This is a genomic window from Streptomyces sp. NPDC002324, from assembly GCF_053593335.1.
In genome coordinates this window covers 312,330-327,156 of the sequence record NZ_JBSFCF010000003.1, presented here as the reverse complement: position 1 = coordinate 327,156, position 14,827 = coordinate 312,330, and the positions used below count along the sequence as shown (strand labels likewise).

General features: G+C 70.6%; 10 protein-coding genes. 4 read left to right on the top strand and 6 right to left on the bottom strand.

The features are described 5' to 3' along the window. The first annotated feature begins 58 nt into the window (after positions 1-58). Both ACWCRJ_RS07480 and ACWCRJ_RS07475 read left to right on the top strand, forming a co-directional pair. Entirely contained in the window at positions 59-577 is a 519-nt protein-coding gene (locus tag ACWCRJ_RS07480; protein WP_450938403.1) for a hypothetical protein, read from the top strand. Between the two features lie 152 nt (positions 578-729). Continuing rightward, complete coding sequence (locus ACWCRJ_RS07475) at positions 730-2,748, top strand: calcium-binding protein (RefSeq protein WP_450938402.1); 2,019 nt, start codon at positions 730-732, stop codon at positions 2,746-2,748. Between the two features lie 100 nt (positions 2,749-2,848). Here ACWCRJ_RS07475 and ACWCRJ_RS07470 read toward each other — a convergent pair whose 3' ends face one another. The 6 genes from ACWCRJ_RS07470 to ACWCRJ_RS07445 all read right to left on the bottom strand — a co-directional run bounded on the left by ACWCRJ_RS07470 (position 2,849) and on the right by ACWCRJ_RS07445 (position 11,867). Then, the gene (locus tag ACWCRJ_RS07470) at positions 2,849-5,758 is read right to left on the bottom strand and encodes a glycoside hydrolase family 2 TIM barrel-domain containing protein (protein WP_450938401.1); all 2,910 of its coding nucleotides are present in this window, start codon (positions 5,756-5,758) and stop codon (positions 2,849-2,851) included. 21 nt (positions 5,759-5,779) lie between these two features. Continuing rightward, positions 5,780-6,673 carry a carbohydrate ABC transporter permease gene (locus tag ACWCRJ_RS07465; RefSeq protein ID WP_450938400.1) on the bottom strand — a complete coding sequence of 298 codons (894 nt, stop codon included), beginning with the start codon at positions 6,671-6,673 and terminating at the stop codon, positions 5,780-5,782. Then, on the bottom strand, positions 6,670-7,635 hold the full coding sequence (locus ACWCRJ_RS07460) for a carbohydrate ABC transporter permease (RefSeq protein WP_450938399.1): 966 nt from the start codon (positions 7,633-7,635) through the stop codon (positions 6,670-6,672). The genes ACWCRJ_RS07465 and ACWCRJ_RS07460 overlap by 4 nt, the downstream gene beginning before the upstream one ends. A gap of 23 nt (positions 7,636-7,658) precedes the next feature. Further along, a complete protein-coding gene (locus tag ACWCRJ_RS07455; RefSeq protein WP_450938398.1) occupies positions 7,659-8,924 on the bottom strand; it encodes an ABC transporter substrate-binding protein in 1,266 nt (421 codons plus the stop codon). 250 nt (positions 8,925-9,174) lie between these two features. Beyond that, on the bottom strand, positions 9,175-10,464 hold the full coding sequence (locus ACWCRJ_RS07450; protein WP_450938397.1) for an ROK family transcriptional regulator: 1,290 nt from the start codon (positions 10,462-10,464) through the stop codon (positions 9,175-9,177). Between the two features lie 155 nt (positions 10,465-10,619). Beyond that, positions 10,620-11,867 carry an FAD-binding protein gene (locus ACWCRJ_RS07445; protein WP_450938396.1) on the bottom strand — a complete coding sequence of 416 codons (1,248 nt, stop codon included), beginning with the start codon at positions 11,865-11,867 and terminating at the stop codon, positions 10,620-10,622. Between the two features lie 151 nt (positions 11,868-12,018). Between ACWCRJ_RS07445 and ACWCRJ_RS07440 the strand changes: the two genes are divergently transcribed. Beyond that, positions 12,019-13,026 (top strand): hydroxyacid dehydrogenase, encoded by a 1,008-nt coding sequence (locus tag ACWCRJ_RS07440; RefSeq protein WP_450938395.1) that lies wholly within the window; start codon positions 12,019-12,021, stop codon positions 13,024-13,026. A 266-nt stretch (positions 13,027-13,292) separates the two neighbouring features. Next, on the top strand, positions 13,293-14,648 hold the full coding sequence (locus ACWCRJ_RS07435; RefSeq protein ID WP_450938394.1) for a radical SAM protein: 1,356 nt from the start codon (positions 13,293-13,295) through the stop codon (positions 14,646-14,648). Positions 14,649-14,827: the final 179 nt, after the last annotated feature.

Sequence of the window (14,827 nt, the reverse complement as noted above, 5' to 3'; positions counted from 1 at the left end):
GCCGCCCCTTGCACCTCCCTCGGCGCGCCGGCGACGACCCGGTGCGGGTCCTTCCCTCATGAGCGTGACGATGTACGCGCTCACCGTGGACGCCGAGGTCAGGGACCTGCGCGCCGCCGATCGGCTCCTCCACACGCTCGCCGCCGAACTCGCCCTCCCCGAGGGCGCGTTCGGCTGCACCCATCTGGTGCGGGGTGACCGGCCCCGGGTCGCCCTGTCCCTCGCGGTGCCGTCCGAGCCGCTTCTGAGCACCGTCCAGGAGCGGCTCGCGGCCCGTGACCTCAAGGGGGCGCCCGGCATCCCGGACGCCATGGGCCGGGCCGTGATCTATCCCGGCGTCACGGCCCTGACCGGCACGCTGACGATCGCGGACGTACTCGACCGCTCCGCGATCTCCCGCGTGAGCGTCCTCGGCCCACCCGGCCGGCCGTCGCCGGACACACCGCTGGTGACCTGCGACCATGTTCGGCCGTACTGGCACGAGGGCGAACTGGTCCTCACCGCCATGCCGGCCGTCGGCGGCACCCTCGTCCCCTTCGAGGTCCCCGAACCGACACCGTGCTGCGCGGACCACTGACACCGTGCCCGTCCCGTCCTCCCGTCGGGGGCGCGGGGCGGGGGCGCGCACCGGCAGATCGTTCACCCGGCAGGTGGAACTCTGCGGCCCAGTGAGCCGATCCGCTGGCCAGCCGTCCCCGGGTGCCGAGGGCACGTCCGGACGCTGACGGCATGTCCATCCTTGCTTCCCTACGGGGACCCCTGCGTGCCGTGTCCGTCCTGGCCACGGCACTGGCGTGTGTCGTCGCCGTGCCCCACGGCGCCTTCGCCGCACCCGGTGACCTGGACACCACGTTCGGCACCGGCGGAAAAGTCACTGTCTCCACTCCCTCCTTCGCCGACGGCCGGGACGTGGCGGTCCAGGCCGACGGCAAGATCGTCTCGGTCGGTTTCGAACAGGACCCGGTCAACCAGGACGCCGAGTTCGCCGTGCTGCGGCACAACGCCGACGGCAGTGTCGACACATCCTTCGGCGGTACCGGCGGAGGAGCCGGCGGCGAGGTGCTGACCGACTTCGAGGGCGGCGACGACGTGGCCCAGGGGGTGGCCGTACAGCCCGACGGCAAGATCGTCGTGGTCGGCCGCCACCAGGAGACCGACGACGAGTTCGCGGGCTGCTGCTGGTTCACGGTGGCCCGCTACACCGCCGGCGGCAGCCTCGACACCACCTTCGGCGGCGGCGACGGCTGGGTCAGCCCCGGCCTGGCCGGCGGCGCCGAGGACGCGGCCGGGGTCGCGGTGCGGCCCGACGGCAGGATCGTCGCCGGTGCCCGGGCCGGGGGCCTGTTCGGGCTCGTCCAGTACCTGCCCGACGGCAGCCCCGACACCGCCTTCGGCGGCGGTGACGGCGTGGTCACCACCGCCGTCTCCGACGCGCCCGACGTCGGCGCGACCCCGCGCGACCTGGCGCTCCAGCCCAACGGCAAGATCGTCATGATCGGCGACGTGGGCCAGACCTCCTTCGACTTCGCCCTGGCCCGCTACAACCCCGACGGCAGCCTCGACACCACCTTCGGCGGCGACGGCAAGGTCACCACGGACCTGGGCGGATACAACTGGGGCGAGGCGGTGGTCGTGCAGTCGAGCGGGAAGATCGTCGCCTCCGGATGGACCGGGGGTCGCTTCACGCTCGTGCGCTACCACCTCGACGGGAGCCTCGACAGCGGCTTCGGCACCGCCGGCGTGGCGACCACCGACTTCGGCACCGGCTCAGCCGTGAACGACCTCGTGGTCCAGCCCGACGACCGGATCGTGGCCGGCGGCACCGCGGGCGGCGACTTCGCGCTGGCCCGCTTCCACGCGAACGGCACCCTCGACACCGGCTTCGGCACCAACGGCCGCACCACCACCGACTTCGGCACCGGCGACAGCGCGTACGGCCTCGCCCTCCAGCCCGACGGCAAAACCGTCGCCTTCGGCAGCAACGCCGACGGCGTGCGCGGTCTGGCCCGCTACCTCGGCGGCGAGGGCGCCCCGCAGCCCACCGGCGTCGACCTGGCCGTCACCAAGACCGGCACCGGCACCGTGAGCATCGGCGACCGCGCCACCTACACCGTGACGGTCACCAACACCGCCGCCACGACCTCGGCCACCGGCATCGGCCTCACCGACACCGTCACCGGCCCCGCCGCCACCGTCGTCTCGGCCACCCCGGGCCAGGGCACCTGCACCACCTCGGCCACCGGCGCGACCTGCGCCCTCGGCACCCTCGCCGCCGGCGCGAGCACCACGGTGACGATCGTCGTCGAACCCAGGGCCACGGGCACCCTCACCGACCGCGCCACCGTGAGCGCGGCCCAGACCGACCCGGACCCGGGCGACAACACCGCCACGGCCACCACCGCGGTCGACAACGCCCGGGGCTGCACCCGCATCGGCACCAGCGGCGACGACACCCTGACCGGCACCAGCGGCAACGACGTCATCTGCGGCCTCGGCGGTGCCGACACCGTCAACGCCGGCCTCGGCACGGACACCGCCTACGGCGACTTCGGCAACGACCGCGTCGACGGCGCCGGCGGCAACGACACCCTCCACGGCGGCCCCGGCAGCGACAACCTGATCGGCAACGCGGGCAACGACCGCCTCAACACCGTCGACAACGTCTCCGCCAACGACACCGCCAACGGCGGTACGGGCACCGACACCTGCACCACGGACCCCGGGGACACGCGCGTCAGCTGCCCGTGACCCGACGCCCCCCGGCCCCCGCCCGTGAGGCCGTACGCGAGAGCGGCCGGTCGGCTTGATCGCCGACCGGCCGTTCCGCGCCGAACCTACTCCCTGCTCCTCACGACCTCGTCGTCGAGAACACGAACGAGAACTCCGCCGGTCCGGCGAGCAACTGGTGCTGCGGCAGGGGGCCCGGACCGCAGGACTGGGAGCCGATACCCATCTGGCCGTGGTCGAGGTTGACCCACACCGTGTCACCGGCCCGCAGGTCGGTGAGGTGCTCGGCGGCGTCCAGCTGTTCGGTGGTCCAGCGGCGGGCCGTGAACCAGAACTCCGGGTCGCCGTCAATGCGCAGACCGCCCAGCTCCGCCCAGCGGACATCGGGACGGGCGCCGTTCTCCTGCGGGCGCAGGTACGGGGTCTGCAGCTCATCGACCGTGGAGTGGTGACGGCTCACCATGGACGCCGACCTGGTGTCGGGGTAGCCCTCACCGGGGCCGCCGCCGTACCACGTCACCGCGTTCGCCGACGGCAGGCCGAAGCGGATGCCGAGCCTCGGGAGCGGGACGGTCCAGTCGCCCTCCGGGGCCACCGACACGGTCAGCTTCAGCCGGGTGCCGTCGGAGGTCCACCGATAGGCCGTGCGCAGGCCGACCTCCGCGGCGGCCGGCGCCACCCGCGTCCGCACGGTCAGCGCGTCCTCGCCCAACTCCACCCCGTCGAGGCGGTGGCGCATCCGGTGGAGGCCCAACTTGCGCCACAGCCGGGCGTACGGCGGGACCGGGTGCCAGGGATCGGCGGCGTCGTTGTCCGTCGGCGCCCGCCACACGTCCAGGCGCAGCCCGGTCACGTCGACTTCGCCGATGGTCTTCAGCGCGCCCGTGCGGACGTCGAAGGAGGCCGGGCCGAGGTGGATCAGCCGCTCGCTCGCCGTGGGCCGGTCGCTCGGCGCGACGGACGGCAACGGCCGCTCGACGGCGGGCAGTTGGGCCCATGCGACCTGGTGGTCCTTCCTGCCCCAGGCGGTGTCCTCGGCCAGCAGCGCCCGTACGGTCCACAGCGCCTCGCCCGCCGGTCCGCCGGACGGCGGCTGCGGCAGCTTCACCTCGGCCGACTCGCCGGGCTGCAGGCCCGGCACCGCCAGGGTGCCCGCCTCCACCGTCTTCCCGTCGACCTCGTACGCCCACTCGAAGGCCAGCTCCGACAGATCCGCGAAGTCGAACGCGTTGCGCACCCGGACCGTCCCGGCCGTACCGTCGCCGTCGATACGGACCGGCTCGATGACCTTCTTGAACTCGATCAGGCCCGGGGACGGCGTCCGGTCGGGGAAGATCAGGCCGTCGCAGACGAAGTTGGCGTCGTGCAGCTCCTCGCCGAAGTCGCCGCCGTAGGCGTAGCCCAGCTCCGGGTGGGTGACGCCGTGGTCGATCCACTCCCAGATGAAGCCGCCCTGGATGCGGTCGTGGGCCTCGAAGAGGCGCTGGTAGTCGGCGATGCCGCCGGGGCCGTTGCCCATGGCGTGGCCGTACTCGCACTGGATGAAGGGGAGCCCGCGGCGCTTGTGGGTGCCGCCGTCCAGACCCTGGCCGATGCGCTCGGTCTCGGCGTGGTCGGCGTACATCCGGGAGTAGATGTCGGTGTCGCGGCAGTCCCAGTCGCCCTCGTAGTGCACGAGACGGGAGCCGTCGCGGCCGTGGATCCACTCGGCCATGGCGGTGAGGCCGCGGCCGGTGCCGGCCTCGTTGCCGAGCGACCAGATGACCACCGAGGGGTGGTTCTTGTCGCGCTCGACCATCCTGGCCGCGCGGTCCAGGAGGGCCGGGGTCCAGCGGTCGTCGTCGACGGGGTTGTCCCGCCAGTTCTGCTCGGTGAAGCCGTGGGTCTCCAGGTCGCACTCGTCGATCACCCAGAGGCCGTACTCGTCGCAGAGGTCGAGGAAGGCCGGGTGCGGCGGGTAGTGCGAGGTGCGGACCGCGTTGAGGTTGTGCCGCTTCATCAGCAGCACGTCCTCGCGCATCGTCTCCAGGTCCAGGGCGCGGCCCGTCCGCGGGTGCCACTCGTGCCGGTTGACGCCCTTGAAGAGGATCGCCTTCCCGTTGACCTTGAGCAGGCCGTCCTCCAGCACGACCGTGCGGAAGCCGATCCGCAGCGGGACGCGCTCGCCCTCGGTGACAAGCTCACCGTCGTACAGCTTCGGGGTCTCGGCGGTCCACGGCTCGACCGGGACCGTCACCGGCTCGCCGGTCGCGACATCGATGTCGAGGGCGGGCACGAGGACCCGGCCGTCGACGTCGGAGTCGACCCGCAGGGTCCCGATGCCGCCCACATGGTCGTAGGAGGCGTGTACGAAGAAGTCGAGGGCGCTGCCCGCCGGGCGATGCAGCAGGGTGACGTCCCGGAAGATGCCGGGCAGCCACCACTGGTCCTGGTCCTCCAGGTAGGAGCCCGCCGACCACTGGTGGACCCGGACGGCGAGCACGTTCCCCGCAGGCTTCAGCAGGTGCCCGACCGCGAACTCGTGCGGCAGCCGGGACCCCTTGAACTCACCGATGTCCGTGCCGTTCAGCCACACCCGGGCACAGGACTCCACACCGTCGAACCGCAGCACCGCCCCGCCCTCGTCGAGAGCGGGCCACTCCTGCGGCAGGTCGAAGAACCGCAGGTGGTCGCCGGTCGGGTTCTCCGTCGGCACCCGCGGCGGGTCCACCGGGAAGGGGTACAGGTGGTTGGTGTAGATCGGCGCCCCGAAGGCCCCGTCCCCCTGCAGCACCCAGTGACCCGGCACCGCCACCTCCGCCCAGCCCCCGGCGTCGTACCCCTGCGCCGCGAACGAGTCGTCCTCGGCGTCGGCGGTGGGGGAGAGGCGGAAGCGCCAGCTCCCGTTGAGCGACAGCGACCGGGCGTCGGAGGACGCGTACCAGGCACGGGGCGGCAGGGCCCCGCTGCCCGGCGAGACGTCCTCGACGTAGTCGACGGATGTGCCGGTGGAGGAGGTGGTGGCGGTGGTGCCGGTGGTGCGGAAAGACATCGGTCTCCTTGCTGGTTTTCCCTAGCCCTTGATCCCAGTCTGCGCGATGCCCTGAACCAGCCAGCGCTGGAGGAAGAGGAAGACGAACACCAGGGGCAGGATGGAGATGGCTGTGGCCATGAAGATCAGGTGGAAGTTGACGGTCTGGCCGGTCATGTAGTTCGAGAGCGCGACCTGGACGGTCCACGCGCTCGGGTCCTGACCGATGACCAGGGGCCACAGGAAGGAGTTCCACCCGCTGATGAACGTGATCGTCGCCATCGCGGCGAAGAAGTTCAGCGAGTTGGGTACGACGACCCGCCAGTACGCGCCCATGTAACCGAGCCCGTCCACACGTGCCGCCTCCTCCAGTTCCTTGGGGAACCCCAGGAAGTACTGCCGGAACAGGAAGCAGGTGAAACCACTGAAGAGGCCCGGAATGATGAGGCCCCGGTAGGTGTCGATCCAGCCGAGGGAGGACACCAGCACGAAGCTGGGCACGAAGGTCACGGCGGTGGGGACCATCAGGGTGCCCAGGACCGCGTAGAAGATCTTGTTGGCGTGCTTGTACGGGATGCGGGCCAGACCGTAGCCGGCCAGCGAGCAGACGAGCAGCGTACCCACGGTGTGCAGGACGCCGACGACCGCCGAGTTCCACAGCGAGCGCGCGAAGTCGACCGACGGATCGTCGAACGGCTCGCTGATGTTGCCCCACTGGATGTCGGTGGGGAACCACTTCCATTCCTCGCCCGTGATCTCCGGGTCCGTCATCAGCGCGTTGCGGAGGATCAGATAGAACGGGATCAGGAAGAGGAACGCGGCGAAGCCGGTGGCGACGTACAGCCCGGTCGAGCCGATCACGCTGCCGGTCCGGACGCGACGCGGCTTGGCCGATACGTCCACCCGGTCCGCCGGAGGTGTCGTGGTGGTGGTCACTTGGACTCCTCACCCCTTCCGAATCCCATGAACCTGCCCTGGAGCAGGGTGACCAGGCAGATCAGTACGGTGAGGATCAGCGCGCCCGCACTGCCCGCGCCGTAGTCCTGGCTGTCACCGAGCGCCTTGTAGTACAGCTCGACCAGGGGCGGCCTGCCCCAGGTGGTCTTCGACAGCAGGTTGAAGAACTCGTCGAAGGCCTGGTACGCCGCCACGAGCAGCAGCAGGATCACGGCGGTGGAGGTCGCCCGCAGCTGCGGCAGGGTGATGTGCCAGAAGGTCTGCCAGCCGGGCTTCGCACCGTCGATCGAGGCGGCCTCGTACAGCTCCTGCGGGATGTTCTGCAGGGCCGCGATGAAGAGGATCATGTAGAAGCCGGCCTGGAGCCAGAGTCGGACGCTCAGGATGACCAGCCAGTACCACGGCGGGTCGGGGCTGGCCAGCCAGGCGGTGTTGTCGATGCCGAACAGGCCCAGGAAGGTGTTCGCGAGACCGAAGCGGACACCGTTGAAGATGGACATCTTCCACACCAGCGAGGCGGCGACATAGCTGACCGCCGTGGGCAGGAAGAACACCGACCGGAAGAACGCCCGCATGAACCGCAGCCGGTTCACCATGAGCGCCAGCCCCAGCGAGGTCGCCCAGGTGATCGGCACGATGAAGACGGCGAAGACGGTGAAGGTGACGAGAGAGCCTATGAAGTCCTCGTCGGTCAGCATCGTCACGTAGTTGTCGACGCCGACGAACGTGCTCGGGGTGACCGTGAAGCGGGCCTCGAAGAACGACAGATACAGGCTCCACAGGATCGGCAGATAGACGAAGATCGCCAGGCCGATCAGGAACGGCCCGGTGAAGAGCCAGAAGTTGAAGGTGGGGGAGCCCCGCAGCCCCCGCCGCGGCTTGGCCGGAGAGGCCTTGGCCGGGGCGGGGCTGGAGACGCCGTCCTTGGTGATGGTCGACATGTCGTGAGTACCTGTCCGCCGGTCTATCCGAAGAGCTTCTTCAGCTCCTTGTTGACCTTCGCGTCGGCCTTGGTGAGTTCCTTGTCCGGGTCGCCGCCCTTGCGCACGGAGTTGGCGAGGACGTCCTCCAGGGCGGTGATGCTCGCCTGGGTCCAGCCGATGTTGTCGAAGTGGCCGTAGTCGGTGAAGAGCTTGACGCCCTCAGCCGGCAGACCCGACTTCAGCTTCTCGGCCGACTGCGCGATGGAGGTGCGCGGCGGGATGTGGAAGCCGTACGAGAGCGCCCAGTCCTCCTGGTACTCCTTCTGGTCGATCCACAGCCACTTCACGTATTCCTTGGTCTCGTCGACGTTCTTGCCCTTGGCGTTGATGAACATCGACCAGCCGCCGTTGTAGACGGAGAGCTTGCCCGCGTCGCCGACCTTCGGGAACGGGAAGATGCCGAGGTCGTCGCCGAGCGCTTCCTGCATCTGGGGCATCGCCCACATGCCGCACCACTGCATGGCGGTCAGGCCCTGGTTGAGCGCCGACGGGTCCCAGAAGTCGGTCGGGGCGTCGAGCAGCAGGTCACCGCTGGTGAACAGCTTGCGCAGCTGCTTGAAGCCGTCGACGACAGCGTCCGTGTGGTAGGCGATCTGGTTCTTGTCGTCGAGGTGCTGCGCGCCGGCCGACCAGATCAGCGGGTTGACCATCGAGTGCAGGGTGTTGCCGAGGTAGGCGCCCTTGACCTTGCTGGTGGTCAGCTTGGCGGCGGCTTCGGCCAGCTCCTCCAGCGTCTGCGGGACCTCGACACCGGCCTTCTCGAACAGCGACTTGCGGTAGAAGAAGAACTGCGGGTCGTCGATCATCCGGATGCCGTATATCTTCCCGTCGACCGTGTGCGAGGCGATGTCGGCCGGGTTGAAGTCGTCCTTGACGGGGTTGATCAGGTCGCTGAGGTCGGCGACCTGACCGCTCTCGATCATCTGCAGCTGCGGGTGGAACTCGAAGCAGTCGGGGGCCTTGTCCGTGAGCAGCGAAGCGAAGAGCTTGCTCTCGAAGTTGGAGCCGGTGATCCACTGCGTGGTGACGTTTCCGCCCTTGTAGGCCTTCGCGTACTTCTTGATCGCCTGCTCGGTGCCCGCCTCGCCGTACGCGTGGAAGTACTGCGTGAGACCGGCGCCCGACCCCCCGCCGTTGCTCCGGCCGGTGTTGCTGCCGCATGCGGCCAGACCGCCGGCGGCGGCCAGACCCATGGCGGCCCGCAGTACGGAGCGGCGGTCGAAGTTGCTGTTGCTCATTGCCGACATGCTGACGTCCTTGTCTCGAGTACGGCTGTGGCGCTGTGCCTGAAGGCTCTGCGGCTCAGTGCCTGTTGACTCAGTGGCTCAAAGAGGCTTGCGGTGCGGGACGTTAACCTTCGGCTAAGGCTTCGGCAAGGGGTTGGACGAAGTCTGTTCGAAGCGTTGTATTCGGTTCGGTGTTCCGAACGTCCGTGCGGTGCAATGGTTTTGACGTGGGGGGTGAGGGCCGCCGGGTCAGGGGCCGGCGGCCCTCGGCTCAGGGGTGTGGGTGTAGCCGTTCGCGCTCGTCGAGGCGCCCTCGACGGCGTACGGCGGGCTTGTCCGGGGCGGCGCGCCTGCCCGGTTTCTGCCCGACCGACTGGAGCGCGCCCTCCAGCGCGAACGTCGCCGCGCCGAGGCACGCCGGGTCGGTGGGGATCAGGGAGAGGACGATGTCGGTGGCGGCCATCGGACGCGGCAACGCGTGCCGGGCGACGGCCTCGCGCACCTCCGCGACCAGGGGCTCGCCGAGGGCGGCCGCGACCCAGCTGCTCAGCACGACCACTTCGGGATTGAAGAGATTGACCAGGTCGGCGATGCCCGCACCCAGATAGCGGGCGGTGTTCCGCACCACCTTGACCGCCACCGGGTCCTGCCGGGCCACCCCCCGCGCGAGCGCGGCGATGGTGGCCGTCTGGTCCTCGGGATGCAGCAGCGTGCTGCGCGGACTCAGCTCCCGGAGGTTCAGCATGATCCCCGGGGCGCCCACATACGTCTCCACGCACCCGTGGTTGCCGCAGTGGCACAATCGGCCGTCCAGCACGATCGTGGTGTGGCCCCACTCCCCGGCGCTGTTGCTCACGCCCCGGTGCAGCCCGCCGCCCAGGACGAGCCCGGCTCCCACGCCGGTCCCGAGGTTGACGATCACGGCGTCACCGCGCCCCCGCGCGGCCCCGAACCACAGTTCGGCCACCGCGACGGCGCGCAGCGGATTGTCCAGGTACAGGGGGTAGGCGATGTGCTCGGTCAGCAGGTCGAGCAGCGGTACGTCGTGCCAGTCCCAGTTCGGCGCGTACTCCGAGATGCCGGTGGCGCGGTCCACCTGCCCCGGCACGCTCACCCCGACGCCGAGCACCCGCGCGCCCTCGATGCCGGCCTGCGCGACCACCGAGCCGACGGCGGCGGCCACGTGCCCCACCATCTGCTCGGGCAGATTCTCGCCGGGCCGGACGTCCTCCTCGGCCCGGGCCAGCACGTTCAGCGCCAGGTCGAACAGCTCGACATGGACGTACGTCTCCGCGATGTCGACGCCGATCAACGCGCCCCCCGACGCGTTGACGGCCACCAGTCCCCGGGGGCGACCCCCGGCCGAGTCCTCGAACCCGACCTCGGTGATCATGCGGAGGTCGAGCAGTTCGCCGACGAGCGTGGCGACCGTGGCCAGGCTCAGCCCGGTCGCCGCCGCCAGCTCCTGCCGGGAGGTGGGAGACTTGGCGATGATCTGGCGGAGCACTTCGTAGCGGTTCGCGGTGCGAATGTCGCGTGAGGTGCGCTTCACCGACGACATGATCCCCTCGATCCCTCCAGGCCATGACGAGGCCTGTTGCCCCGGCGCGGTCGAAGGCTATGGCGCCGAAGGGGCTTTCTACAAGGGGTTAGGAAAGGGGGTTTACGAAGTCGGCCGGCGAACCGCCGACCGTGGCCGGAGAACGACGTGGGCGCTCAGGCGCCGAGGACCTCCTGTACGAAGGTGTTGCGGAACTTGCCCGCCGGGTCCAGGCCGTCGGCCACCCGCCGGAAATCACCCAGCCGGGGGTACAGCCGCCCCAGTTCGGCCGCCGGCACGGTGAACACCTTGCCCCAGTGCGGCCGGGCCTCGAACGGCGCGAGCACCTCCTCCACCCGTCGCACCACCGGCAGGACCGGCGCCGCGTCCGCGATCCACGTGAAGTGCAGCGCGACCGTGTCCCGGCCCTCGGCGGGGCCGATCCACTGCTCGTCGGCGGCCATCGTCCGGACCTCGCAGACCTGCAGCACCGGTGCCACGACGTGCCGGATCCCGTCGACCGCGCGCAGGGCGTCCAGGGCGAACGGGCGCGGCAGCAGATACTCCGACTGCAGCTCCTCCCCGCTGCTCGGCGTGAACTCCGCCCGGAAGTGCGGCAGCCGCTCGTGCCAGGGGCCGGGCACCCCGAACTGCTCGGTGCAGTTCACCGCCGGCATCCCCGGCACCGGATGCATCGCCTCGGTCGCGGGCGCGGCCCACGGGAAGTCCGTCGTCGGCCGGTCCCGACGCCGCTTGACCCACACCTGGTCGAAGCCGGCGTGCTGCCAGCGGGTGAAGAGGCTCACGCTGTACGCCGACGCCGACACGGCGTCGAAGTCCAGCCCGTCCAGGGGGAGTTCACCGAAGACGTGCTGGGTCACCTCGAAGGCGGGCTCCAGGTCGAGGGTGAGCGCGGTGACCACGCCGAGGGCGCCGAGCGAGGTGACCGCCGCGCCGAAGCGGTCGTCGCCCCGCGTGAGCGTCAGCGCCGACCCGTCCGCCGTGACCAGCTCGACCTCGCGCACCGCCGCCGCGAGCGGACCGTTGCCGTCGCCGGAGCCGTGGGTGCCGGTGGCCACCGAGCCGGCGACGGAGATGTGCGGGAGGGAGGCCATGTTGTGCAGGGCGAGACCGTGGGCGTGCACCGCGCGGGCCAGCTCCGCGTACCGGACACCGCCGCCGACCCGGACCGTACGGGCCGCCGTGTCCACGTCGATCGCCGGTGGCAGGCCGGTCAGGGAGAGCAGAACGCCCTCGGGGCCGGGCTCCGCGATCTCGTTGAACGAGTGCCCGCTGCCCAGCACCCGCACGCGCTCGCTGCCCGCGACCAGGGCCCGCAGCGCGTCGACGGTGCGCGGCCGGTGCAGCTCCTGCACGCTGTACGTGATGTTCCCGGCCCAGTTGGTCAGGGTCTCCGCCGTCATGCTGGATGTCCTCCGCGCTCCATGAGCCGTCGCTGTCGAGGGTCATCTTCTCCGCCCCGGTCCCACGCCCGTTCATTGACCCTCCGGCGGGCGCCTGCCTACCGTAGAGAGCGGTTGCTGTCGCCCGTCTCCCCAGTCGGAAGGTCCTTCCTTGCCCGAGCGTCCGCTCGCCCTGTTCGCCATGACGGCAGAGAACGTTCCGCAGGTCTTTCCGCCGGAGGTGCTGTCCCGGCTGCGCGAGACCGTCGAGATCGATCCCGCCCTGGTCGCCGAGGACTTCGCCGACCCTCGGGTCCGGAAGGTGCTGGCCGAGGCCGAGGTGCTGGTCACGGGCTGGGGCTGCCCCCGTATCGACCGGGCGGTCCTGGACGCCGCGCCCCGGCTGCGGGCGGTGCTGCACTCGGCGGGCTCGGTGAAGGGGTTCGTCACCCCCGCCGTCTGGGAGCGGGGGATCGCCGTCTCCACGGCCGCCGCCGCCAATGCCGTGCCCGTCGCCGAGTACACGCTCGCCATGATCCTGCTCGCCGGCAAGGACATCCTCGGCCGCCGTGAACGCCTGCGGACCGAGCGCGTCTCGCCGGGCTGGGGCTTCGTCCCCGGCATCGGCAACCACGGCCGCCGCGTCGGTGTCATCGGCGCCTCCCGCATCGGCCGCCGCGTCATCGAACTGCTGCGCCCCTTCGACCTCCGGGTGAGCCTCACCGACCCCTACGTCGACGAGTCCGGGGCCGCCGCCCTCGGCGTACCCCTGCTGCCGCTCGACGACCTGCTGCGCACCTGCGACATCGTCACCGTGCACGCCCCGGACACCCCCGAGACCCACCGGCTCCTCGACCGCCGCGCACTCGCCCTCATGCCCGACGGGGCCGTCCTGGTCAACACCGCGCGCGGCGCCCTCGTCGACCACGACGCCCTCGTCGACGAGCTGCGCGCCGGCCGGCTCTCCGCGGTCCTCGACGTCACCGACCCCGAACCCCTGCCCGCCGACTCCCCCCTCCTCGACCTGCCGAACGCCTTCGTCACCCCCCACCTGGCCGGCTCCCAGGGAAACGAGGTCGCCCGCCTCGGTCTCGCGGTCACGGAAGAGGCCGAACGCCTCACCACGGGCCGGGAACTGGCCCACGCCCTGGACCGCACGACGCTGGAACGCATGGCGTGAACCCGGCACCGCCGCCGTGACGGCCCACGCCACGAGGCGCCCGGACACATCGACCGGCCCCGGCACCGGGAGCAGCCGCTGCCCCCGGGCCGCTCCCGGCGGCCGGTGCCCGCGCGGCGCGCGCACGAGGAAACCGGTGACCGTCGTCACCCCCGCACCGCCGAGGGCCCCCGCTCCCACCTCCCCGCCCGCGGAGGCATACCGTGAGGTGGCGAACAACGACGACGGACGACCTCTTGCGTGACGTCGGGAGCGAGGAGAACGGGATGGGCAGCCGCACCGCACTGGTGGAGGACCTGATGGAGAGGTTCCCGCACGTGCCACGGGAAGCCGTCTTCAAGGAGGACCTGCTCAGGGGTGGAGTGGCGTTCGACGCCTCCGCGCTGAGCGACAACGAGAAGGGCGAGGTCAAGCCGAAGTCGTACTTCATCTTCTCCTTCGACCACGGCACCCTCCCCGAGCTGGGCGAGGCCGCGCTGCGCCGCCCGCCGGAGGAGATCATCCTCACCGGCGGCCCGTACGACCTGCGGCGTACGGTCGTCTCCGTACGGGTCAACCCCGCGTCTCCCTACCGGGTGGCCTCCGACGAGGAGGGCCTCCTCGGCCTCTACCTCGACGGCCGGCGCATCGCCGACGTCGGCGTGCCGCCCATGCCCGAGTACTACCGGCACACCCTCTCCAACGGGAAGTCCGTGATGGAGGTGGCCCCCACCATCCAGTGGGGCTACCTGATCTACCTCACCGTCTTCCGGGTCTGCCAGTACTTCGGCGCGAAGGAGGAGTGCCAGTACTGCGACATCAACCACAACTGGCGACAGCACAAGGCGGCGGGCCGGCCGTACACCGGTGTGAAGGACGTCGACGAGGTCCTGGAGGCACTGGAGATCATCGACCGGTACGACACGGCGAAGACCTCCACCGCGTACACGCTCACCGGCGGCGCCATCACCAAGACGGTCTCCGGCCGGGACGAGGCCGACTTCTACGGCCACTACGCCAAGGCCATCGAGGAGCGCTTCCCCGACCGCTGGATCGGCAAGGTCGTCGCCCAGGCGCTGCCGCTGGACGACGTCAAGCGCTTCCACGACTACGGCGTCAAGATCTACCACCCCAACTACGAGGTGTGGGACGAGTACCTCTTCAAGATGTACTGCCCCGGCAAGGAGCGCTACGTCGGCCGCGACGAGTGGCACAAGCGGATCCTGGACTCGGCGGGCGTCTTCGGCGCGCGCAACGTGATCCCCAACTTCGTGGCGGGCGTGGAGATGGCCGAGCCGTTCGGGTTCACCACGGTCGACGAGGCCATCGCCTCGACCACCGAGGGCCTGCGCTTCTTCATGTCGCACGGCATCACGCCCCGCTTCACCACCTGGTGCCCGGAGCCCACGACCCCGCTCGGCAAGGCCAACCCGCAGGGCGCGCCGCTGGAGTACCACATCCGGCTGCTGCAGGCCTACCGCGCCACGATGGACGAGTTCGGGCTGTCCTCGCCGCCCGGCTACGGCCCGCCCGGACCCGGTAACGCCGTCTTCTCCGTCAGCTCCTTCATGGACAGCCTCCCGGCCGTCGAGGAGACCGAAGGGGCGCCCAAGGAGGCGGCCGGGGAGACGCCCAAGGGCTAGAGGGGGGAGAAGGGGGCCGACACGGAGAGTGCCGACGAGGTTTCCAGTCGGTAACTCCTGTGACGGTTGAGTCGATCGGGCCCGGCGTACGTACAACTCCACAAGCGTGACCGCTGGTGACGGCATTTGAAGACGCGGCTTGTCAGTTGTGCGGAAACCGTGAAAAGCTCTGGGCCACC